We start from the raw sequence: 25,738 nt of genomic DNA, 5'->3' as shown, positions 1-25,738 counted from the left end.
CATGGCCGAGCAGTCCACGCAGTCCATCGAGGTCGACGCCGAGCCCGCGCGGGTCATGTCGGTGATCTCCGATTTCCCCGCGTACCCGGAGTGGGCCAAGGCGGTCCGCGAGACCGAGGTGCTCGCGACCGACGACGAGGGCAGGGCGAAACAGGTGAAGCTCACCCTCGACGCCGGGCCGATCAAGGACGTGTACACGCTCGAATACGACTGGGACGATTCCGGTCTCGGCGTCAGCTGGCACCTGGTCAAGGGCCAGATGCAGAAGGCGCAGAACGGCCGGTACGCGCTCGAACCGCTCGGCGGCGGGCGCACCCGCGTCACCTACACCCTGTCGGTCGAGCTCGCGCTGCCGATGATCGGGCTGCTCCGGCGCAAGGCGGAGAAGATGGTCATGGACACCGCGCTCAAGGAGCTCAAGCGCAGGGCAGAGGGCTAGATGCGCATCCTGCTGTTCACCGGCAAGGGGGGTGTCGGGAAGACGACGCTCGCCGCGGCTACCGCTGCCGCGCTGGCCGGCCGCGGCAGGAAGACGCTCGTCGTGTCCACCGACCCGGCGCATTCGCTCGGCGACGCGTTCGGCACTTCGCTCGGCGCCGAACCCTCCGAAGTGGACATCCGCCGCGACGGCGCGCCGGCCGGTCTCTGGGCGGCGCAGGTCGACTCGCGGGCGCTGGCCGACCGCACCTGGCACGAGCTGCGCGGCGAACTGCGGAAAGTGCTGGCCGGAGCCGGTCTGGACGTCCTGGACGCGGAAGAGCTGACCGTGCTGCCCGGCGTCGACGAACTGCTCGCGCTGAGCGAGGTGCGGCGACTGGCTTCGCAGGGGCCGTGGGACACCGTGGTGGTCGACTGCGGTCCGACCGCTGAAACGCTGCGCTTGCTTTCCCTGCCGGAAGCCGTTTCGGGCTACTTGGGCCGGGTATTCGGCAACCGGCGCGTCGCGGCTTCGGTGCGGCAGCTCGGCGCGCATCTCGACGCGCTGCGCGAATTGCTCACCGATCCGCGCGTGACGACGGTGCGGCTGGTGCTGACACCGGAACGAGTGGTGGTCGCCGAGGCGCGGCGCACGCTGACGTCGCTGGCGCTGCGCGGCATCGCGGTCGACGGCCTGATCGCCAACCGGCTCATGCCCGCGCCCGGATTCTGGCGCGGTTCGGCGGCGAAGTGGCTGCGCACCCGCCGCGACCAGCAGGACGCGGTGCTGGCGGAACTGGCCGAGGCCGGATTCGGCCCGGGCGAGCTGGCCCGCGTCGAGCACCGGGCGAGCGAACCCGTGGGCGCCGAGGCTCTCGCCGAACTGGCCCGCGAACTGTACGGCAGCCGGGATCCGTTGGCCGGCAACGGAAAACCGGTCACGCCGCTGTTGTCGGTGGCCGCCGACGGGGCCGGTTTCCGGCTGCGGGTCGCGCTCCCGCTGAACCGGGATTCGGCAGTCGACCTCGCCCGCGTGGACGACGACCTGGCGATCACCGTGGACGGGTTCCGCCGCCTGGTCGCACTGCCCGAGACGCTGCGCCCGTGCCGGATCACCGGCGCGGAATCCGACGCCGACGGCCTGGTGGTCAGCCTGGCCGGGAACCGGGGATCCGGATGAGCGAAGAACACGAGGCGGGGTCTTTTTCGGACGGCCTGAAGCTGGCCGAGGAGATCCGGCTGCTGGTCGAGATGGTGATCGAACGCGCCGCGCCGTGGCTGGAAGGCGTCATGGCCGCCGGGCACGGCGGCGCTCCGGAGGAACCGGGCGGATCGGGCGACCCGGGTGTGGAGGACAGCACTTCCGGATGCGGCTGGTGCCCGCTGTGTGCGATCGTCGCCGTCGTGCGCGGCGAGCGGCCGGAGTTCGTGGCGAGGGTCCTCGAACAGGCCGCTCAGCTCGTCGCGCTGCTGCGGGCGGTGCTCGCGGACCGGTGGGAGCCGGAGGAAGGCGTGCACATGCCCGGCTTCCGGCCCGCCGCGCACGCGTCCGCGACCGCGTCCTCGGCGGAGCCGTCGTCGCGGGTCCAGCACATCGTCGTCCGCAAGCGCGCGGACTGGCAGCCGGAGCGGGAGAACTGATTGCTGACCGTAGGGGTGGACGTCGGCGGCACCAGCGTGCGCGCCGGCGTCGTGGACGAGCGCGGTTCGCTGCTCGACACGGCGCGCGTCGGGACGCCGAGCGAGGAGAACGCGCTCGAAGACGCCATCGCCGGGGTCGTCGAAAACCTGCGCAACCGGCACGACGTCGCCGCGGTCGGCCTTGCCGTGGCCGGTTTCGTGACCCGAGACCGGCGTTCGGTGATGTTCGCGCCGCATCTCGCCTGGCGCAACGCCCCGGTGGCGGACCGGATCGCGAAACGCGTCGGCCTCTCGGTGACGCTGGAGCACGACGTCAACTCGGCGGTCGTCGCCGAACACCGCTTCGGCGCCGCGCGGGGTGCGGGGGTGGCCGCGCTGGTCGCGCTGGGCACCGGGATCGGCGCGGGTTTGCTGCTGGACGGCGAGATTTACCGTGGAGCCCACGGGGTCGCGCCGGAACTCGGCCACCTCACGGTGGTGCGCGACGGCCGCGCCTGCCCGTGCGGCAAGTACGGCTGCTGGGAGCGCTACTGCAGCGGCACCGCGCTGGCCGCGACCGCCGTCGAGCTGCTCGCCCGGTACCCCGGCCGTTCCACCGTGCTGTCCCGCGAAATCGCCGGCGACCCCGGTTCGGTCACCGGCCGCCGAGTGGCCCGCGCGGCCCGCGACGGCGACCCGATCGCCTTGCGCGCCATGGCGGAACTGGCGAAATGGCTCGGCGAGGGCCTGGCCTTGGTGGCGGACGTCTTCGACCCGGAGATCATCGTGATCGGCGGCGGAGTGTCGGAGTCCGCGCCGCTGTTCCTGGACGAGGCCCGCGAGCACTACGCCGGCGCGATCACCGGTGCGCGGCACCGTCCGCTGGCCCGGATCCGGACGGCGCATCTCGGGGACGACACGGCGATCGTCGGGGCGGCGGCGCTGGCGATGGACACGTTGTGAGTGCTGATCACGGTTCTTGCCGGGATTAACACGCACGAGGTTCTGTGGAAGGCTGGGCCGGGTGACGCCGATGACCGCCAACCGCTTCGTGCGGTGCTCGTGCGGCAGGCAGCACTGGGGCGCGTTCGGCGCGGCCGGCTTGTTGTTGTGCGATCCCCGCCGCGGCGTGCTGTTGCAGCAGCGCGCGTCGTGGGTGCACAACGGCGGCACGTGGGCCTTGCCCGGCGGCGCGCTCGAGGTCGGCGAGACCGTGCACGAGGCCGCTGCCCGGGAGGCGTGGGAAGAAGCAGCCATCCCCGCGTCCGCCTTCCGCGCGATGTCCGCTTCGGTGCTGGACCACGGCGAATGGCAGTACACGACGGTCCTCGGCCTGGCCGACAGCGCGCTGCAGGCCCAGGTCGCGAACGAGGAAAGCGCCGAGATGCGCTGGGTCCCGCCGGACGAGGTGGCCGCACTGGACCTCCACCGCGATTTCGCCGCCGCCTGGCCGGTCTTGCGCGAGCAACTGGGCCGCGAACTGGTGCTGGTGGTCGACGCGGCGAACGTGATGGGCTCCCGCCCCGACGGCTGGTGGCGCGACCGCCACGGCGCCGCGGAACGCCTGCGCGACCAGCTGACCACCCCAGCCGAACAAGGCCTGCGCGACGCCGTGACCGGCATCGGCGCGGGCGCGGCGTGGTCCTGGTGGCCCCGGGTGGTGCTGGTCGTCGAGGGCAAAGCCAGGGGAGTGGAATCGATCCCGGGCGTCGAGGTCGTCGCGGCGGAGACCGACGGCGATTCGAAGATCGTCGAGGTGACCGCCGCCGCCCGTCGACGCCCGCACGACCACGTCGTGGTGGTGACGGCCGACCGCGAACTGCGCGGCCGGGTCGGGGATCTCGGCGCGTCGGTGCTCGGGCCGGGGACGTTGTTGCGGGAGCTGGGCGGGTGAGGGGTGGTCGCGTGGTCGCGGCTGCTCTTCGGCAGGGCTAGGGGCACCTCCGTCATGGTGACTGGTCGTGGGTCGCGCGGCCGGGTCGGGGATCTCGGCGCGCGGGTGCTGGGCCGGGGACGTCGTTGCGGGAGCTGAGCGGATTTCGCGCGGTCTCGGACGCAGCCCGATACCGCTTCGGGGGCCACGTCCGTGGTGGCGGTCGAGCGAGCGGCGCTCGACTTAAGCCGCTGCCCGGCAGCGCCCCGCGCGCTCGTACCGGTGGCAGCCGACCGGGAACCGCTCGGCGAGGGAACCCAGCGCCCTCGCGAGGCACCGAGCAGTTGGCCAAGAGCCGCTGCCTTCCCGCGTGCGTAGCCGGGCCCGTGTCGTGGTGGCGGCGACAGATCGCGAGCCGCTGTCCCGCCCGGCCAACGCTCCCCGGCAGCCGTCACACGGTCTTCACCGAACCCGCGTCCACAAGGTGGTCCGTCCCGGTGATGCTCGCCGCCAGCGGTGACGCCAGATATGCGATCAACGTAGCCACCTCATCCGGTTCGATCAGCCGTCCGGTCAGCATCCCCGCACCGGCGGGCAGTGCAGCCAGCAAATCCTCGTGCGACAACCCCATCGACGAAGCCAGTTCGGCGCCGTAACTGTCCGGGCCTTCCCACAGCGCGGTACGAACCGGTCCGGGCGAAACAGTATTGACCCGAACGCCCCGCGGCCCGAACTCCTCCGCCAATGCCTTCCCGAAAGCGGTCAACGCGGCTTTCGCGGTGGTGTAAGCGATCGGGCCCGAATGCGGCATCCGCGCACCATTCGAGGACACCGTGACGATCGCGCCCCGCCGTTCGATCAGATGTGGCAGTGCCGCACGGGAAGCCCGCACCGCGGCGAGGAAATTCAGCTCCAGCAAATCCGTCCACTGCTGATCCGCGAGAGACAGGAAACCGCCGGCTTGCCCGCTGGCACTGTCGCCGCCGCCGACGTTGTTCACCAGGACGTCCAAGCCGCCGAATTCCGCGACGGCTTGGTCGATCACCCGTCCGGGACCGTCGGGAGCGGAGAGGTCCACCGCGATCGGCACCGCGCCGGTTTGCTTCAGTTCCGGCGTGATCGTCCGGGCCGCGGCCACCACGCGCATCCCCTCGCCGATCAGCGCGGAAACCGTGGCCAGGCCGATTCCCCGGCTCGCTCCGGTCACTGCCGCGGTCTTGCCGGTCAGCTGCAGGTCCATCGAAATCCCCCCAAGTCGGGTCACTAGCGATGCAGTTAAGCTAGCAGTTGCAACAGAAGTGTCGCAACTAATAATCGAGTGGCAACCATGGCGTAAACTGATCGGCATGGAGAAACGGGCCCTGCGCGCGGACTCGGAACGGACGGCCCAGGCGATCCTCGAGGCGGCCGAACGGGTGCTCAGCGACAACCCGGCGGCGACCATGGAGCAGATCGCCGAGGCCGCCGGCGTCTCGCGGACGACTGTGCACCGCCGGTTCGCCAGCCGGGACGCGCTGGTCGACGCGATGACCCTGTGGGCGACGCAGCAGTTCCACAACGCGCTCGCCAGCGTCCGGCCCGACGTCACGCCGCCGCTGGTCGCGCTTTACCAGGTGACCGCGAAGGTGCTGAGCGTCAAGCTCCGGTGGGGCTTCGCGATGAACGCGCACCCGGCGGAAGAAGGCGTCCTCACCCCGGACGTGCTCGCCCAGTGCGACGTCTTCTTCCGGCGGCTGGAGGAAAGCGGCGCGCTGCGGCCCGGCGTCGACCTGGTCTGGGCGCGGCGCGTCTACTGTGCGCTCATCCACGAAGCAGCGCAGGACCAGGACTCCGCCGATCCGGACGCGCTGGCCACCCGCGTCGTCGACACCGTGCTCGGCGGGTTCGGCAAACCCGGCGTGACGATGGGCTAGGGGAGCCCGTCCCCGGCTAGTTCGGCGACGATCTTCGCGATCCGCCGCTCCCGGGTTTCGGCGCGCTTGGCCGAGGCGACAGCTTCAGTCCGTTCCCGTTGGGCGGTAAAGGAAAGCTTGTCGAACGCCGCCCGTGCGCCGGTTCGTTCCGCCAGCGCCGAAGCCAGATCGTCCGGCATCTCGACGGTCCGCTCGGCGAGGTCGGCTTCGAGCGTGACCTCGACCGTCTCCCCGGCGGCGACCCCGGCCGCCTCCCGGTTCGCCGCGCTGAGCGGCAGCATGAACTCGCCCGAATAGACCGCGACCGTGCTGCGGTAGGTGTGCGGGCCGATCGTCACCCGCACCTTCGGCCGCCGCCCCTGGCCGAGCGCCTCGACGACCTCGGCCGGGACCCGGAAACCGGTGGCGGTTTTGCCGTTGAGCTCGACGAGCGTGCTGAACGTATGCGACATCGCTGCCTCCCAGACCAGCTAAGCGTGCGGGACGCCGTCGCGCATCTCGGTGACCAGCGCGGCGACCACGGCCTTCAAGGATCCGTTGTACTGCTTCGCGACCGCCCGCTGCCGCTGATAGCTCGCGCCGACCCGGAGAATGTTCTCGACATCGCGCAGCTCGCGGGCGCAGTCCAGCCGCTTGGCGACCGGTTCCAGCCGGTCCAGCAGCTCGGCGAGGTCTTCGGTGACGAGCCGTTCGCGGCCGGCGGCGTCGAGGATGACGATCGCGTCGAGGCCGTAGCGGGCGGCGCGCCACTTGTTCTCCTGGACGTGCCACGGCGGCAGCACCGGCAGCGTCTCGCCCTTGTCGAGGCGGGCGCTGAAGTCGTCCACCAGGCACTGGGTGAGCGCCGAAATCGCGCCGACCTCCTGCAGCGTCGGCAGTCCGTCGCACACGCGCATCTCGATGGTGCCGAAATGCGGGGCCGGGCGGATGTCCCAGCGGATCTCGGAGAAGTGGTCGATCACGCCGGTGGTGAACATGTCCTCGACGTAGCCCTCCAGCTCCGCCCATTCGCGGAACTGGAACGGCAGCCCGGCGGTCGGCAGCTGCTGGAACATCAGCGCCCGGTTCGAGGCGTACCCGGTGTCCTCGCCGGACCAGTACGGCGACGACGCGGACAGCGCCTGCAGATGCGGCGCGTAGCGCAGCAGCCCGTCGAGCACCGGCAGCACCTTGTCCCGGTGGTCGAGCCCGACGTGGACGTGCACGCCGTAGATCAGCATCTGCCTGCCCCACCACTGGGTGCGGTCGATCAGCTTGGCGTAGCGCTCCTTGTCGGTCACCTTCTGCCGGTACCACGAGGAAAACGGGTGCGAGCCCGCAGAGAACAGCTCGACGCCCAGCGGGTCGGCGACCCGGTGCACCTCGTCGAGCGCTTCGGCGAGGTCGTGTTTCACCTCGCCGACCGTGCGGCAGACGCCGCTGACCACCTCGATCGTGTTGAGCAGCAGTTCCTGTTTGATCCGGGGATGTTCGGCGGCCCCTTCCGGGCGGACCGCGGCGAGGAGTTCCTCCGCGACCGACCGCAGTTCGCCGCTGCGCCGGTCCACCAGCGCGAGTTCCCATTCCGCGCCGACGGTGGAACGCCGGGACGCCTGGAAGTCGATCCGCATGCCCGCCCGGTCAGACCTGGGCGCCGTTGCTGGGGTCCGCTCCCGGCGGCGGGCCCTGGCGCACGCGCAGCAGGAGCAGCGCGATGCCGGTGGCGAGCGAAAGGATGCCGAGCGGCGTGGCGAGCGCGGGGCCGACCCCGATCAGGTTCGGCACGATCAGCAGCAGGAGCCCGACGACGAAGAACAGCAGCACGATGAACGCGCCCTTGCGCCAGCGCGGCAGCGGCGGCGGCTCCGGGGGCACGTAGTGCTCGTCGTCCTCGGCCGGGTCGCCGGAGAACATGGTGGTGTCCCAGTCGGTGCCGCCGGTGCGCCAGCCGTCCGAAGACGACGGCGGCGAAGACGGCGGGGCGGCCGGAGCAGGCGGGTCCGCGGCGGGCTTCGGCTTGGCCTTGCCCGTTTCGGGTTCGGCTCCGGGGGACGCGTCGGTTCCGGCGGACGCGGGGCCGGCGCCGGAGAACGGGTCCTCGTCCAGGAACACGCCCACGCCCTCGGCCCGGAGATCGGCCACGATCTCGGCGAACGTGGCGTCGACGTCCTCGGGTCCGTCCGCGCCTTTCCCCCGGTTCATCCGGCACCCACCTGTCCCGCCCGCAACTGCCGGGCGAAGTCGACACTGCGGCTGAAGATCAGTTCCGCGTCGTGGTCCTGCGTCGCGACGTGATAGCTGTTCTCCAGCACCACCTCGGTCACGTCCGTGCTCGAGATGCCGTCCAGAACGATCTGCGAGTTCTCGGGTTCGACGACGTGGTCGACCCGCGAGTGCAGCAGCAGCACCGGCTGAGACACCTTCGGCAGGTCGGCGCGCACGATCTTCCACAGCCGGGCGAGGCTCGCCGCGGCCCGCACCGGGGTGCGCGGATAGGCCAGTTCGACCTCGCCGGGCTTGGCGATGTCGTTGCCGATCGCGCGGATCGACGGGACCACTCGCGACAGCAGCGGCAGCACCTTGGCGTCCAGGCTCAGCCGCGTGACCGACGGGTTGACCAGCACGAGGCCGGAGATGTCCGCGCCGAACTCCTCGGCGAGGCGGAGGGTGAGCGTCCCGCCCATCGACATCCCGCCGACGAACACCTGGTCGCACTCCGCGCGCAGCGCCAGCAGCGACTCGCGCACCGTGGCGTACCAGTCCTGCCAGGTCGTCCGGTTCAGATCGCGCCAGTGCGTGCCGTGGCCGGGCAGCAGCGGGCAGCGCACCGCGAAGCCCTCGCCCGCCAGGTGCGCGCCCCAGGCGCGCATGCCGTCGGGCGTCGCGGTGAATCCGTGGCAGAGCAGGAAGCCGGCCCCGGAGGAACCCGGGTGGGAGAACGGTTCCGCGCCGGCGAGCACGCCCATCACGAACGCCCTTCCGAATCGAAGCGGTGGAGTCCTCCCATGCTCTCACGCCGAAGCCGGGTTGTGGGGCCCACTCCGGAAGCGGGGATCCTTCCGGTCCCGCTGTGAGATCGGTCGCTGCCCCCGGGTGACCGCCCGCTCTCGCGTTGTGCGGGCCGGTGCTTGTTCCGTACCCTGACCTGCCGGGGCCCGCGCGGGCAGGAAAGGACTGGAACCCGGTGCTGTACTGGCTGATGAAGTGGGTGTTCATCGGGCCGCTGCTGAAGACGCTGTGGCCCACCAAAGTCGTCGGCGCCGAAAACATCCCCGAGACGGGTGGCGCCATCCTCGCCGGCAACCACCTCGCGGTCGCGGATTCGTTCTTCATGCCGCTGCGGGTCAAGCGCAAGGTCACCTTCCCGGCGAAGTCGGAGTACTTCACCGAGCCCGGGTTCAAGGGCCTGCTCAAGAAGTGGTTCTTCACCGGCGTCGGCCAGTTCCCCATCGACCGCTCCGGCGGCAACGCCGCGCAGGCCGCGCTCGACACCGCGATCCGGCTGGTCAAGGACGGGCACCTGCTCGGCATCTACCCCGAGGGCACCCGCTCCCCGGACGGACGGCTGTACAAGGGCAAGACCGGCGTCGCCCGGATCGCGCTCGAATCGCGCGGCGTGGTGGTCCCGGTGGCGATGGTCGGCACGGACAAGGTCAACCCGATCGGTTCCAAGATGTGGTGGCCGCGGCGGCTCGAGGTGCGCTTCGGCAAGCCGCTCGACTTCTCCCGGTACGAGGGATTGGCAGGCGACCGGTTCATCGAACGCTCCATCACCGACGAGATCATGTACGCGCTGATGGAGCTCTCCGGCCAGGAGTACGTGGACATTTACGCGGCCAAGGCCAAGGAACTGCTCGCCGCCGAGGCGGCCGGGGTGAAGCCCGCGGTGCCGGTCCAGCCGAGGGCCCTGGACGCCGATCGGGTGCCGGAGACGAAGGCCGGGTAGGGCCCCACTAGAGTTCCCCGGTGCGTTTTTTCTACGACACCGAGTTTATTGAGGACGGCGTGACGATTGACCTCGTGTCGATCGGTGTCGTTGACGAGCGCGGACGCGAGTTCTACGCCGTGTCCACCGACTTCGACCCCGGGCGGGCCGGGGCTTGGGTGCGGGAGAACGTGCTGCCCAAGCTGCCTTCGCCCGCGGATCCGGCTTGGCGGAGCCGCGAGCGGATCCGGGCGGATCTGCTGGAGTTCTTCGGGAAGCCGCCCGGGGGGATCGAGCTGTGGGCTTGGTTCGCGGCGTACGACCATGTGGCGTTGGCGCAGTTGTGGGGGCCGATGCCCGCGTTGCCTCGGCAGTTGCCTCGGTTCACCCGGGATCTCCGGCAGCGGTGGGAGGACGCGGGGAAGCCCAAGCTGCCTGCCGCGCCTGGGGATCAGCACGACGCGTTGGCTGACGCCCGGCACAACTTGCAGCGGTGGGAGGTTATCGAGGAGGCGTTTCGCCGGGGGCGGTGATTCGGCTCGTCGCCTGGCGGCGACATCGGCCGTCTTGGGTTGCGTGGGGCACCCCGAAGGTTGATTGTGCTGACGGTCTGGGGGTGCTTGTCAAGGCGGGAAAGATGCCTTGACAAGCACCCCCGAACCGCAGGGAGGCTTCGTATCGGGGTGCGGGGGAGGGGCTGGGTGCCTCGATCGTTGGGTGCACCGGGTGCGGTTTTAGGGCGCGAGGGAACCCTCGCGGGTTCCCTCGCTTCGAGACAGGCTGGGCGGGTCAGCGGGTGCGGCGGGCGCGGACGGCGGTCGCCAGGGTGTCCAGCAGGTCTTCGGTCGTGTCCCAGTCCATGCAGGCGTCGGTGATGGACTGGCCGTAGGTCAGCTTCTCCGACTGTCCCAGGACCAGGTCTTGGCGTCCGGCGACCAGGTTGCTTTCCAGCATCAGGCCCGCGATTCCGCGTTCTCCGGCGGAGATCCGGCCGGCCAGGTCGCGGACGACCTCGGACTGGCGGACGTGGTCCTTGTTGCTGTTGCCGTGGCTCGCGTCGATCACCAATCGCTCCGGGAGGCCGGACTTCGCCAGGCGGGCGAGGGTTTCCTCGACGGACGCCGGGTCGTAGTTCGGGCCCGCGGAGCTGCCGCGGAGGATTACGTGGCAGTCCGGGTTTCCGGAGGTCGTCACCAGGGCGGCGAGGCCGTCCACGTTGATGCCGGGGAAGACGTGCGAGGCGGCGGCGGCGCGGGTCGCGTCCACGGCTACCTGGATGTCGCCTTCGGTCGAGTTCTTGATGCCGACCGGCATGGACAGGGCGCTGCACAGCTGGCGGTGGACCTGGCTGGCGGCGGTGCGGGCGCCGATCGAGCCCCAGGTGACGATGTCGGCGATGAACTGCGGGGTGATCGGGTCGAGGAATTCGCAGCCGACCGGGAGGCCCAGTCCGGAGACGTCCAGCAGGAGTTTCCGGGCCAGGCGCAGGCCCTTGTTGACGGCGAACGTGCCGTCCAGGTCGGGATCGTTGATCAGGCCCTTCCAGCCCAGCGTCGTGCGCGGCTTTTCGAAGTACACCCGCATCACGATGTGCAGGTCTTCGCGCAGGGCCTCGGCCTTGGCGGCCAGGCGGCGGGCGTAGTCGAGGGCGGCTTCGGGGTCGTGGACCGAGCACGGGCCGACGATCACGGCCAGACGGTCGTCGCGGCCGTCGAGGATGTCGACGGTTTCCGTGCGGCCGTTTTGCACGACTTTGGCGACCGCGGCGTCCACGGGATGGTCTTCGCGCAGCAGCGCGGGCGAGATGAGGGGACTGACCGACGTGGTGCGGCGGTTGTCCAGCGTGCTCGCGTCGGCGGGGGCGGCGACGAGGGGGGTGCTCATGTGCGGGTGGTTCCTTCCTGGTGGACACCGACCCGCGGGGGATTCGCCGAGCCGGTTCGAGATCCGGCTCGGGGTGGAGGTCAGCGCAGGTTCACGCCGCCGTGCCCACCCGGGGCCGGCTTCGTAAACCAGAAATAGCGCTGCACAGCCCCAAGGTAACACACCGTCCAGCGGCCCCGGCCCGGACCGGATTGGGCAGGTGGTCCGCCCTGCACCGATCCAGATGAAAACCGCTACGCTGTCCGCGGACTGTGACTGCACTCTCCCTGCGAGGAAAGACGGAGGCAACAGATGCGTGTCGGTGTGCTGACGGGGGGCGGCGACTGCCCCGGCCTGAACGCGGTGATCCGCGCGGTGGTCCGCAAGGGCGTCGAGGTGCACGGCTGGGAGTTCGTCGGCTTCCGCAACGGCTGGCAGGGCCCGCTGACCGGCGACAGCCGGCCGCTCGGCCTCGCCGACGTCGAGGACATCCTCACCCGCGGGGGCACCATCCTGCGGTCGTCGCGGACGAACCCGTACAAGGTCGACGGCGGCGTCGACCAGATCCGCAAGGTGCTCGCCGACCAGGGGGTCGACGCGCTGATCGCGATCGGCGGCGAGGACACCCTCGGCGTCGCCAAGCGGCTGACCGACGACGGCATCGGCGTCGTCGGCGTGCCCAAGACGATCGACAACGACCTCGGGGCCACCGACTACACGTTCGGCTTCGACACCGCGGTCTCCATCGCCACCGAGGCGATCGACCGGCTGCACACCACGGCCGAATCGCACCACCGGGCCCTCGTCATCGAGGTCATGGGGCGGCACGCGGGCTGGATCGCGCTGCACTCCGGCCTCGCCGGCGGCGCGAGCGTGATCCTGGTCCCGGAGCGCCAGTTCTCCGTCGACCAGGTCGTGCAGTGGGTCGAGCGCCGCTTCGAAAAGGAGTACGCGCCGATCATCGTCGTGGCCGAGGGCGCGCTGCCCGAGGGCGGCGAGGAGAAGCTGCTGACCGGCGAGAAGGACGCTTTCGGGCACGTCCGGCTCGGCGGCATCGGCAACTGGCTGGCCGACGAGATCTCCGAGCGCACCGGCAAGGAATCGCGCGCGGTCGTGCTGGGCCACGTCCAGCGCGGCGGCACCCCGACCGCCTACGACCGGGTCCTCGCGACGCGTTTCGGCCTGCACGCGGTGGACGCGGTCGCCGACGGCGACTTCGGTGTGATGGTGGCGCTCAAGGGCACCGACATCGTGCGCGTGAAGCTGTCCGAGGCGACGGCCGAGCTGAAGACCGTTCCGCTGGAGCGGTACCAGGAAGCCGAAGTCTTCTTCGGCTGAGGTTCTCCCGTGGTAGGGGCAACCCCACCACCGTGCCGGGGGCGTGCGGTATTCCGTGCGCCCCCGGCTTTTTTCTACCCTCGGCTCGTGCGAATCTTCCTGGCGGGCTTGGCGATTCTCTCGGTGACCGCGGCCCCTCCTTCCACTGTGGACGGTGTGTGGCGGACCGACGGGTACGGGCAGCTGGTCCACGTGTCCGGCGGCAAGCTGACGACTTACGACGAGACCGAGGTGAGCTGCCTGCCCGGCACGCTTTCCGGAACTGGCGACGGCACAACGTTTTCCACGAACGAAGGCTCGGTCGTCACCATCCGGGCGGGCCGGATGAGTTTCGACGACAACCTCGGCGTGCGGCGGTTGCGTCGTGTCCCCGGCGGGCTGCCGCCGGAGTGCCGGGCTTCGTCCGCGGACTTGTTCGACGTCTTCTGGCACACCTTTGCCGAGAACTATCCCTTCTTCCGGGCGAAAGGCGTCGACTGGAAGTCCCAAGGGGACGCTGCCCGCCGCGAGATCGCCGCGCATCCGGAACGGCTCTTCGACGTCCTTTGCGGACTGATCCGTCCGCTGCACGACGCTCATGTCGGCTTGCTCGCGGCGGGACAGCACTGCTCGTTCCCGAGGCCAGGCACGCCGGATTTGAAGACGACCGTCCCGCGCGCGATCGCCGTGGCCGACGCGAATCTCGGCGCGCCGATTCAGCGCTGGGCCGGCGGAGCCATCGCCTACGCAGACCTGCCGGAGGGCCGTGGATACCTGCGGATCAGCGGATTCCACGACTACGCCGACACTTTCGCCGCCAGCAGCGAGGTCCTGGCGAAAGCACTGGACGAGATCTTCACCGCCGACCGGGTGCGCACGCTGCGCGGCCTGATCCTCGACCTGCGCGTCAACGGCGGCGGGGACGACCCGCTCGGACTGCAAGTCGCCGCCCGGCTGACCGAGGTCCCGCATTTCGCCTACGCCAAACGCGCCCGCAACGATCCGGAAGATCCGACGCGGTTCACCGTGCCGCGACCGTTCTTCGTGCAGCCCGCCGCAGCGCCGCGCTACACCGGCCCGCTGACGGTCCTGACCGGCAGCCTGGACGTCTCAGCGGGGGAGACGTTCCTGCAAGCGCTGCTGAACCGGCAGCCGCGACCAGTCCTGATCGGACAGTCCACTCAGGGCGCTTTCTCGGACATGCTGGAGCGGACGCTGCCGAAGCCGGGCTGGAAGGTGGCGTTGCCGAACGAGGAGTACCTCGACCCGCGCGGCCGCACCTACGACGGCACCGGCATCAGCCCGGACCTCCAGGTCCCGGTCTTCGCTCCGGACGACCTCGCCGCCGGAAAAGACCCAGCGCTCGCCGCCGCCCGCCGGTAAGGTGAGCGCATGGGGTCGGTCAGGCAGGTCCAGGTCACTTTCGATTGCGCGGAACCCGAGCGCGTCGCCCGTTTCTGGTGCGAGGTGCTGGGGTATGTCGTGCCGCCGCCGCCGGAAGGGTTCGCCGATTGGGCGGAGTTCGACCGTTCGCTGCCTGCCGAGCATCAGGGCGCGGCGTTCGCCTGCGTCGATCCGGACGGCGTCGGCCCTCGGCTGTACTTCCAGCGCGTGCCCGAAGGCCGCGTGGTGAAGAACCGGGTGCACCTCGACGTGCGCGTGGGCGCCGGTCTGGCCGGCGAGGAGCGGCTGGCGGTCCTGAAGGCCGAGGCCGACCGGCTGGTCGCGCTGGGCGCGTCCATCGTGCAGGTGCTGGTCGCGGACGAGGTGAACGAGTCCTGCATTCCGATGCAGGACGTCGAGGGCAACGAGTTCTGCCTGGACTGACCGAAACCGCCGTGCCGCGCCCGAAGCGACGGCACGGCGGCTGCCGGGTCAGGAAACGGAAACGTTGGCCGGAGCGGTGAACGTGCCGCCCGAGACCTGGTAGATCTGCGAAACGGTGAGGCTGCCGCCCGCCGGGATGCTGTCCTGGCCGGTGATCACGACGTGCCCGGTGGACGCCGAAGCGGTGCCCGGGTTCGTCGTCGACAGCGACTCGTTCGAAGCCAGGTCGAACGACAGCGTCCAGCCGTTCGCCGCCGACGAACCGCCGTTGGTGATCGTGAAGTGCGCGAAGGCGCCGAAACCGTAGTCGTAGTCCGTGGTGAACTTCGCGGTCAGCTTGCCCACCGGAGCCGTCGTGACGGTCCAGGCGAACGGAGCCTGCGCGGTCGCCCCGGCGGAGTCGGTCGCCGTCACGGTGACGTTGCTGGTGCCCGCGGTGCTCGGCGTGCCGGTGATCGAGCCGGTCTTGCCGTCGATGGCCAGCCCGGCCGGGAGGCCGTCCGCCGAGTAGGTGTAAGGCGAGGTGCCGCCGGAGGCCGTGACCTTCAGCGAAACCGCCTTGCCCACCACGCTGTTCTGGTTGCCCGGGTTGCTGACGCTCAGCTTGCCGTTGGTGCCGCCGCCGGGGGTGAGGCCGGTGACGCCGTGCGGGGTGCCCAGGCCGGTCGGGCCGTCCCAGCCGGTGCCCGCGTTGCAAATGACAGTGCCGCAGCTGCCGTTGCTGCCCGAGGTGACGTCGTTGAAGTCGCCGGTGTGCGCGTACGGATAGGTCGCCGCGTTGTCGCCGTCCTTCGGCGTGCCCGCGAGCGCCCAGATGCCGGCGACGATCGGGGTGGCGAGGCTGGTGCCGCCGTACTGCGACTGCTGGCCGTTGACGTAGATCGTGATGCCGCTGTTGGGATCCGCGTCGGCTGAAATGTCCGAAGTGGCCCGATTGTCGCACGCGGTGCTGATCCCGTTCTGGAACGCGGGCTTGCTGAACTTGCTCGAACAGCCGCTGCCCGCCTTGCTCCAGGCGGTTTCGGAGTAGCCGCTGCCGGACGCGGTCAGCGTGGTGCCGCCGACCGCGACCACCTCGGGCGAAGTGGCCGGGTATTCGGCCTGGGAACCGTTTTCGCTGCCCCAGTCGCCGGTGGCGCCGAGGATCGCGACGCCGGGGTGGTTGTAGTGCTGCTCGGCGTCCGACGGGATCGCGCTTTCGTGGTCGGCGTAGCTGTTGGACACGATCTTCGCACCGAGCCGGACCGCGCTGTCGACCGCTGCCGCGAGGTCGCTGTCCTCGTTGCTGTTGCCCTCCACCAGCAGGATCTTGCAGTCCGGGCAGAGCGCGCTGACCGCGTCGACGTCGATGGCCATCTCGGTCGCCCAGCCCGAGTCGGTCTTGGACGGAAGCGTGCTCGTGCCGTCCTGGCCGACCACGGTCAGGCAGCCGTTCGCCTTGGTGCAGGAGCCGAGGTTCCAGTGCGACCGGTAGTCGTTCAGGTCCTTCTCGATGCCCGGGTCGTCGAAGGCGTCGACGATCGCGACGATGGTGCCCCCGCTCTTCATCCCGGCGACGCCGTAGGCCTTCTGCAGGTCGGCCGGGCTCATCGCGCTCGCCGGTCGCGCACCTGCCGAAACCAGTTGCACGGCCTGGCATTTCGCGTAGCCCGCGGGTGCGTTGGCGCACGACGCGGGGCTCAGCTGAGGGCTGGCGTCGGCGATCGGGGTGCTGAGCGCCGCCATCCCCGCTCCGAGAGCGAGCGCGGCACCGGCGGCGGCCAGCCGTCTCAAGGTCATTCCTGCACGCATCATCGCGTCCTTCCTGGTACGCCGCTGCCCGGAAGACGGGCGAAAAGCGGTGCCGCCATTGGATTTCACCGAGGCGGCCCGAACCAGGAACAACCGGCACAACCGGCTGTTGTGCCGGGAGGAGGAACCCGACCTTCGGAGGATGTCCCGCGCCCCGGGGCGAGCGACGATGGACTGGCGGGAGGTGCGGGACATGCCGGACGGCGCGACGGAAACGTTCGACCGGACGCTGGTCCGGTTGCGCCGGGCAGCCGGGCTGACGCAGGAACAACTGGCGCAGCGCTGCGGGCTGAGCACGCGCGGCGTGGGGAATCTCGAACGCGGGCAACGACATCCGCGGCGAGTCACCGTGCAGTTGCTCGCCGACGGTCTCGCGCTGCCCGAGGACAGCCGGGCCGAACTGCTCGCAGCCGCCCGGCGCGGCAGGCAACGTCCGCCGGACCACCCCGTTCCGCCCCCTCGTCCGGCGCCGGACCTCATCGGCCGCACCGAGGAACACGCCCTGCTGGACAAACACATCTCCGGCACAGGAAGGCCGTTTCTGGTCTTCGCGGGACAAACCGGAATCGGCAAGACCCGCCTGCTCGCCGAAGCCGCGACGCTGGCCGAATCCCGCGGAACGGTGGTGCTTTCGACGGCGTGCTCGCGGTATGGCGGAGAGCCGTACGCGCCGCTCTCCGAAGCGTTCGCACGGCACTCTTCCGAGCACTCCGCCGGATCCGGCCTGGCGTTCCTGCTTCCCGAACAACGCACCGCCGAACCGGCTCCAGCCCGCTGGCTGATGTTCGCCGAAGCAGCGCGGTTTCTCGACACGCTGGCGCGGCGGCACGGCGTGCTCGTGATCCTGGACGACCTGCAGTGGGCCGGTCCGGACGGGCTCGCGCTGCTGGCGTCGCTCGTCCAGGACGTCCAGCCGGACCGCGTCCGCTTCCTCGCCGCCTACCGCGACACCGAGATCGGCGCGGCCGAACCGTTGGCCGACACGCTGCTCGACCTGTACCGGAAAGGCTTGGTGACACAGCATTCGCTGGCCCCGCTGGCGGACGACGACGCGACGATGCTGTTGCACCACAGCGCCGGAACCGAGGTCGGGCAGTCCGCCCGCGACCGGGTGCTCCGGCTCGCCGGCGGACTCCCGTTGTTCCTGGTCCAACTGGGGCACGTATTGGGCAGATCCGGCAAACCGCCCGCGGAACTGCCCTGGGGACTCGCGCACGCGGTGCGGCGGCAGGTCGGTTCGCTGCCCGAACGCACGGCCGAAGTGCTGACCCTGCTGGCGGTGGGGCAGCAGCGGATGGATCCCGACGTCCTGGCCGCGGCTGCCGGGCTGGACCCGGCCGAATTGTCCGAAGTGCTGGCTCCCGCGCACACCGCGCGGTTGCTGGACGAGAACGCCGAGGGCGTCCGGCTCACGCACGAACTGGTCGCCGAAGTAGTGAACGGAGACCTGCCGCCGAGCCGTCGGCATGTGCTGCACCGCAGACTCGCCGAAGCTCTGGGCGGCGCGGCGGCGGCCTACCACTACACGCACGCACAGGACACTGAACGCGCCGCGCAGACTTTGCGGCACGCCGCGGAAAAAGCCGGCAGACAAGCCGCGCACGACACGGCAGCTCAGCACTTGGGCGCGCTGGTCGACCTGCTGGACCGCACCGGTTCCCAGGCTGCCGTCGCCGAAGCCGCTGAAGCCTGGGCGGACGCGCTCGCCGCGGCCGGCCGGTACGACGCCGCGCTCGCCGCCGCCGAACGCGCGCTTTTGGTGTACCGCAAGGAAGGCGACGAGGAACGGCAGCGCCTCGTGATCGCCAGGATCGGCTACCTGCACTACCAGCGCGGCACCCCGCGCGAAGGCTTGGCCCGGATCGCGCCGACGCTGACCGAGGACCGCCCCGGCGGATCGGCCGTACGGCTGCGGCTGGCACGTGCCGCGAACCTCTACCAGAGCACCCGCTACCGAGAATCCGTCGAGGTCTCCACCGCCGCGATCGTCGCGGCAGAGTCGGCAGGGGACGAGCACGGACTGGCGGGCGGGCATCTGCGCCGCGGACTCGCGCTGCGCCTGCTCGGCCGCAACGAGGAAGCACTGGCCGACCTGCACACCGCCGCGGCCACCGCGGAACTGTGCGGCGACCGGGAGATCGTCGTCCGCGCACTGACCGGGGTCGCCGTGCTGCACCACTACCGCGGCGAACTGGCCCGAGCGGACCGGCAGTTCGAGCGGATCCTCCGGCTGGCCGAGGAACTCGGCGACCGGGAACTGCTCAGCCGGGCGGTCTGCAACGTCGGAGCCAGCGCGATCTATGTCGGCCGCTGGGGAGACGCGCGGCGGCGATTCGGCCAGGCGCTGGAACTGGCCGGGCACGGCAGGTCGCCGATGTGCGGCGCGATGGCCCTGATCGGCCGAGGCGGCCTGTGGTCAGCCTGTGGCCGCTTCGCCGCGGCAGCCGACGACCTGACTCAAGTGATTCGACTGGGCCGAGAAAGCGACAATGCCGATATCGTCTGCAACGCGTCCGCTCAGCTGGCGGAGAACGACGTACGCGCGGGCCGACCTGAGCAAGGGGTGCGCCGGTTGCTGCCGTTGCTTGCGCTGCAAGGGGAGCGGAGCTGGCAGATGACCGACGCACTGCCGTTCCTCGCCGAAGCACAACTGGCGGCCGGGGACCCGGTTGCCGCCGGGGAGACTGCTGCGGAAGCTGTTGCCTGCACTGAGCATATTGACCATATCCTCGCCCGCACAGATGCGTTTCGGGTGCAGGGCCTTGCCGCGCTGCGCCGCGGATCTCTTGCCTCGGCGGAGGAAAGCCTCGGGGAAGCGCACGCGTTGGCTGAACGGATGGCTTCGCCGTATTTGCTCGCCCGGGTGCACGCCGCGCACGCTGGTCTGTCGGAATGCCGCGGCGACAGTGTTGCCGCGGCACGGGATCGGGAGCGAGCGGAGGAACTGTTCACGGCTTTGCGGCGGGACGCTTTGGCGGAGGACTGACCGGACTGTCCACACCGGACGCTCAGTCGCGGAGAAAACGGGGTGCTCCAGAAGCATTCGGTTCTTACACTTTCGGACATGGACGGCTTCCCGGATCTCCTGAACGTGGTCGATGTCGAAGCGACCTGCTGGGAGAAGCAGCCGCCGCCCGGTCAGGTCAGCGAAATCATCGAAATCGGTCTCACTGTCGTCGATCTGAGCGCGGGCGAGCGCGTGGCGAAACACCGGATCCTGGTTCGCCCGGCCCGGTCCGAGGTGAGCCCGTTCTGCACGGAGCTGACCGGACTGACCCAGACCGAGGTGACCGGCGGCCTGTCGTTCCGGGACGCCTGCCGGACGCTGGCGGTGCGGCACCGCACCGCGGAGTTGCCGTGGGCCAGCTGGGGCGACTACGACCGCAACCAATTCGCCCGGCAATGCCGCCACACCGGAACCGAGTACCCGTTCACCAGCCGGCATACCAACGCGAAGGTCGCTTTCACGGCGGCTTACGAACTGCGTCGTCGCCCTGGAATGGCACAGGCACTCGCCGTCGCTGACCTCCCGCTGGAGGGTCGCCACCATCGTGGCGACGACGATTCGTGGAACATCGCCGCCCTGGTGCTGGCCGTCGCGAAGCGCGGAGCGTGGCCGAGTTCCTAGATCCGCGCCAATTCGTCCAGCACCCCAGCGGCCTTGGCGATGTCCTCAGTCAACGGCCGGTCCTCCAGCCGCTCATCCAACACCTCCACCGCAGCCGCGAACGCCGCCCGCACCGGCAGATCCACCAGTTCCGCCTTCCGGATCCGCAACGCCCGCACCGCCGCCACCAGTTCGCAAGCGAGTACCTGCCGATAAGCGGCCGCGGCCGCGGTAGCCGCCCGTGCGGCCTGGGTCGAGAAACTCGCGTGGTCTTCGATCCCGCGCGACACCACCGCGGTCCCGAGCGTCGCGGGCAATGCCGCCTGCCGCAGTTCGGTCAGCGCGTCGTGTGCCACGTACTCCAAGATCATCACCCCGGAACTCCCCGGCGGCCCGACCGCGAGGAACGGCCGCAAGCCGGTGAATTCCGGTTCCACCAAGTCCCCCAGCCGGGCCACGGACAGCTCCGCGACCTGATGCACCGTCGCGCGGGCTTGGTCGAGCGCGGTCGAGACGTACGCGGTGTGGAAGTGCGCGTGGTGGTACGCATCGCCGTGCACCGTGGAGATCATCGGGTTTTCGGTGCTGGCATTGATCTCCACGGCGAGCACGTCGCGCAGATAGTGGATCGCGTCCAAGGCGGGACCTTGCACCTGAGGAAAAGCGCGCAGCCCGAAGGGATCCTGAAGCCGACGTCCCGGCCTTGGCGTGCTGTGCATGCCCAACAGCCGACGCATCTCAGCCGCGCACGCCACCTGTCCGGCGTGCGGACGTGCTTCGTGCACAGGCGTCGCGTACGCCTCGGGGTTGCCGTCGAGGGCCACGTATGTGAGCGCGGCGACGGCGTGGCTCGCGCGGGTGAGCGTGTCCAGGCTCATCGCCGCGAGGGTCGCTTCGGCGAGCGTCGCGGCGTTGCTGCTCATGAACGCCAACGCGTCGCCCGCGTGCACCGGAACCGGTGGCACCGAGCCGATCGACCACGCGCGTTCCCCGGCCAACGCGAGCGCGGTTTCCGCGAGGGGAGCGAGGTCGCCGGTGCCGATCGCGCCCAGCCGGTGTACTACGGGCAGCGCTCCGGTGCGCACGGCTTCGGCGAGCGCGCCGATCAGTTCCGGGCTGATTCCGGACCGGCCGGTCAGCAGCTGGTTGAGCCGGATCAGCAGCATCGCGCGGATCTGGCCGTCCGGCAGGAGGTCGCCGCTCCCGCCCGCATGGCTGCGCAGCAAGCGAAGGCCGTGTTCGGCGGGTTCGTCCACCGCGTCGTCCTTGTTCGCGCCGACGCCGGTGGTGCGGCCGTAGACCACTCGCCGGGTGCTCAGGTCCTCGGCCAGCTTCCACGAGTGCTCGGCGGCGCGCAGCGCGGCGATGGACACGTCGATCGCCAGCGGGCCGTCGGTGTGTGCCGCCGTGACCACGTCGGCGCACCGCAGGGTCCGGCCGTCCACTCGGATCACGGCGTGCTCCTCATTCGGTTTCGTCCAGCCGCTGTTCGAGCGCGTCGAGCCGGTCCGCCCAGAACTGCCGGTAGGGCGCGAGCCACGCGTCCACTTCGGCCAGCGGCTCGGCGCGCAGCCGGTAGCAGCGGCGCTGCGCGGACACCCGCACGGTCACCAGCCCGGCCTCGCGCAGGACGCGCAGGTGCTTGGACACGGCGGGCTGGCTGAGCCGCAGTTCGGCCACCAGTTCGCCGACCGACCGCTCGCCCTCGAGCAGCAGGTCGAGCAGTGCGCGGCGGCGGGGTTCGGCCAGCACGTCGAAGGTCTGCATCACCCCGGAAATCTGCCTCGCGGCGCATATGCCTGTCAAGGAATGCGCGTACCGCCGAATGTCCGTTTTATGGTCTAAACCATTGACCTGGTGGTCTAGTCCACTTACGGTGCATTCGTCCCCACCGTTACCGCTTCGTCACCGACGGTGACTCCTGAAGGGAGCAACGATGCTTCGCTTGCGCAGAAAACGCCTGCTGGCACTGGCCGGCCTGGCGACCGCGGCGTTCGCCGCCGCGGCCGCGCTCGTCCCCGCCGCTTCGACGGCCGCGCCCGCCAGAACCGAGGCCGCGTCCGGCAAGGTGGTCGGCTACTTCACCGACTGGGGCATCTACGACCGCAACTACCACGTGAAGAACATCGAGACGTCCGGGTCGGCGAACAAGCTCACGCACATCAACTTCGCCTTCGGCAACGTCACCGGCGGCGGCTGCGCGATCGGCGACGCGTGGGCCGACTACCAGAAGACCTACGACGCGGCGGGCAGCGTCGACGGCGTCGCCGACACCTGGGACCAGCCGCTCGCGGGCAGTTTCAACCAGCTCAAGAAGCTGAAGGCCAAGCATCCCGGGCTGAAGATCATCTGGTCGTTCGGCGGCTGGACCTGGTCCGGCGGCTTCGGCCAGGCCGCGAAGAACCCGGAAGCCTTCGCGAATTCCTGCTACAACCTCGTCAACGACAAGCGCTGGGCCGGGCTCTTCGACGGCATCGACCTCGACTGGGAGTACCCGAACGCGTGCGGTCTCACCTGTGACACGAGCGGACCCGACGCGTTGAAGAAGCTGCTCGCGGCCGTACGGGCGAAGTTCGGCTCGTCGAAGCTCGTCACTGCCGCGATCACCGCGGACGGCAGCAACGGCGGCAAGCTCGACGTCACCGATTACGCGGGCGCCGCGCAATACGTCGACTGGTACAACGTGATGACGTACGACTTCTTCGGCGCCTGGGCCGCGCAAGGCCCGACCGCGCCGCACTCGCCGCTGACGTCGTACAACGGCCTGCCGACGCAGGGCTTCTACTCGGACGCGGCCATCCAGAAGCTCAAGAGCAAGGGCGTCCCGGCCTCGAAGCTGTTGCTGGGCATCGGTTTCTACGGCCGAGGCTGGACCGGCGTCACGCAGAGCGCGCCGGGCGGCACCGCGACCGGACCGGCTCCCGGCAAGTACGAGCAGGGCATCGAGGACTACAAGATCCTCAAGACCAAGTGCCCGGCGACCGGCACCGTCGCGGGCACCGCGTACGCCAAGTGCGGTTCGAACTGGTGGAGCTACGACACCCCGTCGACCATCGCGGGCAAGACCTCCTACGCGAGGTCGCAGGGCCTCGGCGGCGCCTTCTTCTGGGAGCTGTCCGGCGACACCTCGAACGGCGAGCTGATCACGGCACTCGCCAAGTAACCCCGCTCGATGCGGCCGGGGCGCCGATTCTGTCGGTGCCCCGGTTGCTAATCCGACCTAAAGTAGGCCGACCCCCGCTCGGCACGTAACTGTTGCTGCGAAGCCATTAGGCCGTGACTGTGGTCGGATTAGCAACGATCGGCACAGTATCGTGCTGCGGGTGAAGTTCAGCGGATTCGGGGAGCACGCCGTCGAGTTCTACGACGGGCTGCTCGCGGACAACACCAAGGCCTACTGGGACGACCACGTGGCGATCTACAAGGAGCACGTCCGGGCTCCGATGGAGGCGCTGCTGGCCGAACTGGAGCCGGAGTTCGGCGCGGGCTTCGGCGAGGCGAAGGTGTTCCGGCCCTATCGCGACGTCCGGTTCGCCAAGGACAAGGCGCCGTACAAGACGCACTGCGGCGGCGTGATCGAGTCCGGCCGCGGCGGAGGAGCGTATTACGTCGAGGTCGGGCCGGCCGGGCTGCGCGTCGGCGGCGGCTGCTTCCACCTCGCCTCGGACCAGCTGGCCCGGTACCGCACGGCGGTCGACACCGAACTGCACGGGCCCGCGCTGGAGAAGATCCTGGCGAGCCTGCGCAAGGCGGGCTGGGAAATTCTCGGTGACCGGCTGAAGTCCAAACCACGCGGGTTCGACGAGGACCATCCGCGCCTCGACCTGCTGCGGCACCGCTCGGTGTACGCCGTCCGCGCCTGGGAGCCGGACGACTTCCTGCACGAGCGCGAGGCGCTGGACCGGGTGCGGAAATCGTGGCGCCAGCTGCGGAAATTCAACGAATGGGCCCGCGACCACGTGGGTCCGAGCGAGAAACCGCGGCGCTGAACCCGACCTCCCCCGTCCGGGTGATTCCGGGTGCCCGCGTGCGACGGCGCCGCGCGGCGCTCGGCGGGGCCTGGAACTGAATCCTTCCCGCGTTCTCCGGCCGGAGTTTCGGGATCGGTACAGACGCGAGCGGCCCGAGCGACTAGGCTCTCCGGACGTGAGCCGACGCGCGAAGATCGTTTGTACATTGGGTCCCGCGACCTCCACCCCGGAGAAGATGCGGGCACTCGTCGACGCCGGGATGGACGTCGCGAGGATGAACTTCAGCCACGGCAGCCACAGCGACCACAAGCAGGTCTACGACCTGGTCCGGTCCGCGGCCGCCGAAAGTGGCCGGGCGGTGGGGATTCTCGCCGACCTGCAAGGACCGAAGATCCGGCTGGGCACGTTCGCCAGCGGATCGGCGGAATGGCACACCGGCGACGTCGTCCGGATCACCGTCGAGGACGTCGCGGGCACCCACGACCGGGTCTCGACCACCTACAAGGGACTCGCCAAGGACGCCAAGCCGGGCGACCGGCTGCTGGTCGACGACGGCAAGGTCGGCCTGGTGGTCAAGGACGTCGAGGGCCCCGACGTCGTGTGCGAGGTGACCGAGGGCGGCCCGGTCAGCAACAACAAGGGCGTGTCGCTGCCCGGGATGGACGTCTCGGTGCCCGCGCTGTCCGACAAGGACATCGAGGACCTGGAGTTCGCGCTGCAGCTGGGCGTCGACTTCATCGCGCTGTCCTTCGTGCGCTCGCCCGCCGACATCGACCTCGTGCACCAGGTGATGGACCGCGTCGGCAAGGGCCGGCTGCCGGTCGTCGCGAAGATCGAGAAGCCCGAGGCGGTCTACAACCTCGAGGCCATCGTGCTGGCCTTCGACGCGGTGATGGTCGCCCGCGGCGACCTGGGCGTCGAACTGCCGCTCGAGCAGGTCCCGCTGGTGCAGAAGCGCGCCATCCAGATCTGCCGCGAGAACGCGAAGCCGGTCATCGTCGCCACGCAGATGCTGGAGTCGATGATCAGCAACTCCCGCCCGACCCGCGCCGAGGCGTCCGACGTCGCGAACGCGGTCCTCGACGGCGCGGACGCGGTGATGCTGTCCGGCGAGACGAGCGTCGGCCGGTACCCGATCGAGACGGTCCAGACCATGGGCCGGATCGTCGAGGCCGTCGAGACGGATTCGCCGGTCGTGCCGCCGCTGTCGCACGTGCCGCGCACCAAGCGGGGCGTGATCTCCTACGCCGCCCGCGACATCGGCGAGCGGCTCAACGCCAAGGCGCTGGTCGCGTTCACCCAGTCCGGAGACACCGTGCGCCGCCTCGCGAGGCTGCACACGCGGCTGCCGCTGATGGCGTTCACGCCGGAGCAGAGCGTCCGCAGCCAGCTGGCGCTGACCTGGGGCACCACGACGCAGATCGTGCCGCGCGTGGACTCCACCGACCAGATGATCCAGCAGGTCGACCACGCGATGCTCGAAATGGGCAAGTACCAGCGCGGCGACCTCGTGGTGATCGTCGCGGGCTCCCCGCCCGGGACCGTCGGGTCGACCAACCTGATCCACGTCCACCGGCTCGGTGAAGACGACCACGCATAAGGGACACGCCGGAACCTTCCCGCATAGTGTTCCGG

25 protein-coding genes are annotated in these 25,738 nt (G+C 70.1%); 16 read left to right on the top strand and 9 right to left on the bottom strand.

Annotated features, from left to right (window positions below; all coding sequences use genetic code 11):
• Position 1 precedes the first annotated feature (1 nt).
• The 5 genes from H4281_RS11095 to H4281_RS11075 all read left to right on the top strand — a co-directional run bounded on the left by H4281_RS11095 (position 2) and on the right by H4281_RS11075 (position 3,931).
• The gene (locus H4281_RS11095; RefSeq protein ID WP_182890772.1) at positions 2-439 is read left to right on the top strand and encodes an SRPBCC family protein; all 438 of its coding nucleotides are present in this window, start codon (positions 2-4) and stop codon (positions 437-439) included.
• The gene (locus H4281_RS11090) at positions 440-1,597 is read left to right on the top strand and encodes an ArsA family ATPase (protein WP_182890771.1); all 1,158 of its coding nucleotides are present in this window, start codon (positions 440-442) and stop codon (positions 1,595-1,597) included. It begins immediately after the preceding gene.
• Complete coding sequence (locus H4281_RS11085; RefSeq protein ID WP_182890770.1) at positions 1,594-2,058, top strand: hypothetical protein; 465 nt, start codon at positions 1,594-1,596, stop codon at positions 2,056-2,058. The genes H4281_RS11090 and H4281_RS11085 overlap by 4 nt, the downstream gene beginning before the upstream one ends.
• Positions 2,059-2,073: 15 nt before the next feature.
• Positions 2,074-3,000: an ROK family protein gene (locus tag H4281_RS11080; RefSeq protein WP_182890921.1), complete on the top strand. Its 927-nt coding sequence runs from the start codon at positions 2,074-2,076 to the stop codon at positions 2,998-3,000.
• A gap of 61 nt (positions 3,001-3,061) precedes the next feature.
• A complete protein-coding gene (locus H4281_RS11075; protein ID WP_182890769.1) occupies positions 3,062-3,931 on the top strand; it encodes an NUDIX domain-containing protein in 870 nt (289 codons plus the stop codon).
• A gap of 430 nt (positions 3,932-4,361) precedes the next feature.
• Here the strand turns inward: H4281_RS11075 and H4281_RS11070 are convergent, their stop codons facing one another.
• Positions 4,362-5,150 carry an SDR family oxidoreductase gene (locus tag H4281_RS11070; protein WP_182890768.1) on the bottom strand — a complete coding sequence of 263 codons (789 nt, stop codon included), beginning with the start codon at positions 5,148-5,150 and terminating at the stop codon, positions 4,362-4,364.
• 106 nt (positions 5,151-5,256) lie between these two features.
• Here H4281_RS11070 and H4281_RS11065 point away from each other — a divergent pair, with 106 nt between their 5' ends.
• The gene (locus tag H4281_RS11065; RefSeq protein WP_182890767.1) at positions 5,257-5,823 is read left to right on the top strand and encodes a TetR/AcrR family transcriptional regulator; all 567 of its coding nucleotides are present in this window, start codon (positions 5,257-5,259) and stop codon (positions 5,821-5,823) included.
• Here H4281_RS11065 and H4281_RS11060 read toward each other — a convergent pair.
• The 4 genes from H4281_RS11060 to H4281_RS11045 are packed head-to-tail and all read right to left on the bottom strand — an operon-like array spanning position 5,820 to position 8,768.
• A complete protein-coding gene (locus tag H4281_RS11060) occupies positions 5,820-6,275 on the bottom strand; it encodes a YdeI/OmpD-associated family protein (protein WP_182890766.1) in 456 nt (151 codons plus the stop codon). The genes H4281_RS11065 and H4281_RS11060 overlap by 4 nt on opposite strands.
• An 18-nt stretch (positions 6,276-6,293) precedes the next feature.
• Positions 6,294-7,433: a glutamate--cysteine ligase gene (locus H4281_RS11055; RefSeq protein ID WP_182890765.1), complete on the bottom strand. Its 1,140-nt coding sequence runs from the start codon at positions 7,431-7,433 to the stop codon at positions 6,294-6,296.
• A gap of 10 nt (positions 7,434-7,443) precedes the next feature.
• Complete coding sequence (locus H4281_RS11050; protein WP_182890764.1) at positions 7,444-8,004, bottom strand: hypothetical protein; 561 nt, start codon at positions 8,002-8,004, stop codon at positions 7,444-7,446.
• Positions 8,001-8,768: an alpha/beta hydrolase gene (locus tag H4281_RS11045; protein WP_182890763.1), complete on the bottom strand. Its 768-nt coding sequence runs from the start codon at positions 8,766-8,768 to the stop codon at positions 8,001-8,003. Before H4281_RS11045 ends, H4281_RS11050 begins: the two co-directional genes overlap by 4 nt.
• A gap of 218 nt (positions 8,769-8,986) precedes the next feature.
• Between H4281_RS11045 and H4281_RS11040 the strand changes: the two genes are divergently transcribed.
• Positions 8,987-9,748, top strand: coding sequence for a lysophospholipid acyltransferase family protein (locus tag H4281_RS11040; RefSeq protein ID WP_182890920.1), 762 nt, complete (start codon positions 8,987-8,989; stop codon positions 9,746-9,748).
• A 20-nt stretch (positions 9,749-9,768) separates the two neighbouring features.
• Entirely contained in the window at positions 9,769-10,260 is a 492-nt protein-coding gene (locus tag H4281_RS11035; RefSeq protein WP_182890762.1) for a polyadenylate-specific 3'-exoribonuclease AS, read from the top strand.
• A gap of 256 nt (positions 10,261-10,516) precedes the next feature.
• Here the strand turns inward: H4281_RS11035 and H4281_RS11030 are convergent, their stop codons facing one another.
• Positions 10,517-11,611, bottom strand: coding sequence for a 3-deoxy-7-phosphoheptulonate synthase (locus H4281_RS11030; RefSeq protein ID WP_182890761.1), 1,095 nt, complete (start codon positions 11,609-11,611; stop codon positions 10,517-10,519).
• Between the two features lie 291 nt (positions 11,612-11,902).
• On the opposite strand from H4281_RS11030, the gene H4281_RS11025 reads away from it, so the two are divergent.
• The 3 genes from H4281_RS11025 (at position 11,903) to H4281_RS11015 (ending at position 14,734) form a co-directional block, all read left to right on the top strand.
• Positions 11,903-12,928: a 6-phosphofructokinase gene (locus H4281_RS11025; RefSeq protein WP_182890760.1), complete on the top strand. Its 1,026-nt coding sequence runs from the start codon at positions 11,903-11,905 to the stop codon at positions 12,926-12,928.
• 87 nt (positions 12,929-13,015) lie between these two features.
• Positions 13,016-14,290, top strand: a complete 1,275-nt coding sequence (locus H4281_RS11020; protein ID WP_312872089.1) for a S41 family peptidase — start codon at positions 13,016-13,018, stop codon at positions 14,288-14,290.
• A gap of 9 nt (positions 14,291-14,299) precedes the next feature.
• Positions 14,300-14,734, top strand: coding sequence for a VOC family protein (locus H4281_RS11015; RefSeq protein ID WP_182890759.1), 435 nt, complete (start codon positions 14,300-14,302; stop codon positions 14,732-14,734).
• A 48-nt stretch (positions 14,735-14,782) separates the two neighbouring features.
• On the opposite strand, the gene H4281_RS11010 is transcribed toward H4281_RS11015, so the two are convergent.
• Positions 14,783-16,528, bottom strand: coding sequence for a putative Ig domain-containing protein (locus H4281_RS11010; protein WP_182890758.1), 1,746 nt, complete (start codon positions 16,526-16,528; stop codon positions 14,783-14,785).
• 166 nt (positions 16,529-16,694) lie between these two features.
• On the opposite strand from H4281_RS11010, the gene H4281_RS11005 reads away from it, so the two are divergent.
• A complete protein-coding gene (locus H4281_RS11005; protein ID WP_182890757.1) occupies positions 16,695-19,511 on the top strand; it encodes an ATP-binding protein in 2,817 nt (938 codons plus the stop codon).
• 78 nt (positions 19,512-19,589) lie between these two features.
• Entirely contained in the window at positions 19,590-20,153 is a 564-nt protein-coding gene (locus tag H4281_RS11000; RefSeq protein WP_182890756.1) for a 3'-5' exonuclease, read from the top strand.
• Here the strand turns inward: H4281_RS11000 and H4281_RS10995 are convergent.
• Both H4281_RS10995 and H4281_RS10990 read right to left on the bottom strand, forming a co-directional pair.
• Positions 20,150-21,586 carry an aromatic amino acid ammonia-lyase gene (locus H4281_RS10995; protein ID WP_182890755.1) on the bottom strand — a complete coding sequence of 479 codons (1,437 nt, stop codon included), beginning with the start codon at positions 21,584-21,586 and terminating at the stop codon, positions 20,150-20,152. The genes H4281_RS11000 and H4281_RS10995 overlap by 4 nt on opposite strands.
• Positions 21,587-21,596: 10 nt before the next feature.
• Positions 21,597-21,899 (bottom strand): ArsR/SmtB family transcription factor, encoded by a 303-nt coding sequence (locus tag H4281_RS10990; RefSeq protein ID WP_182890918.1) that lies wholly within the window; start codon positions 21,897-21,899, stop codon positions 21,597-21,599.
• A gap of 169 nt (positions 21,900-22,068) precedes the next feature.
• Between H4281_RS10990 and H4281_RS10985 the strand changes: the two genes are divergently transcribed.
• The 3 genes from H4281_RS10985 to pyk all read left to right on the top strand — a co-directional run bounded on the left by H4281_RS10985 (position 22,069) and on the right by pyk (position 25,703).
• Positions 22,069-23,295 carry a glycoside hydrolase family 18 protein gene (locus H4281_RS10985; RefSeq protein WP_182890754.1) on the top strand — a complete coding sequence of 409 codons (1,227 nt, stop codon included), beginning with the start codon at positions 22,069-22,071 and terminating at the stop codon, positions 23,293-23,295.
• Between the two features lie 160 nt (positions 23,296-23,455).
• Positions 23,456-24,121 (top strand): DUF2461 domain-containing protein, encoded by a 666-nt coding sequence (locus H4281_RS10980; protein WP_182890753.1) that lies wholly within the window; start codon positions 23,456-23,458, stop codon positions 24,119-24,121.
• Between the two features lie 157 nt (positions 24,122-24,278).
• Positions 24,279-25,703 (top strand): pyruvate kinase, encoded by a 1,425-nt coding sequence (gene pyk, locus H4281_RS10975; protein ID WP_182890752.1) that lies wholly within the window; start codon positions 24,279-24,281, stop codon positions 25,701-25,703.
• Positions 25,704-25,738 lie beyond the last annotated feature (35 nt).

The sequence above is a fragment of the Amycolatopsis dendrobii genome (assembly GCF_014145675.1).
Lineage (GTDB): Bacteria > Actinomycetota > Actinomycetes > Mycobacteriales > Pseudonocardiaceae > Amycolatopsis > Amycolatopsis dendrobii.
The sequence above is the reverse complement of the archived record's forward strand: the minus strand, read 5'-3'. Positions and strand labels throughout refer to the sequence as shown.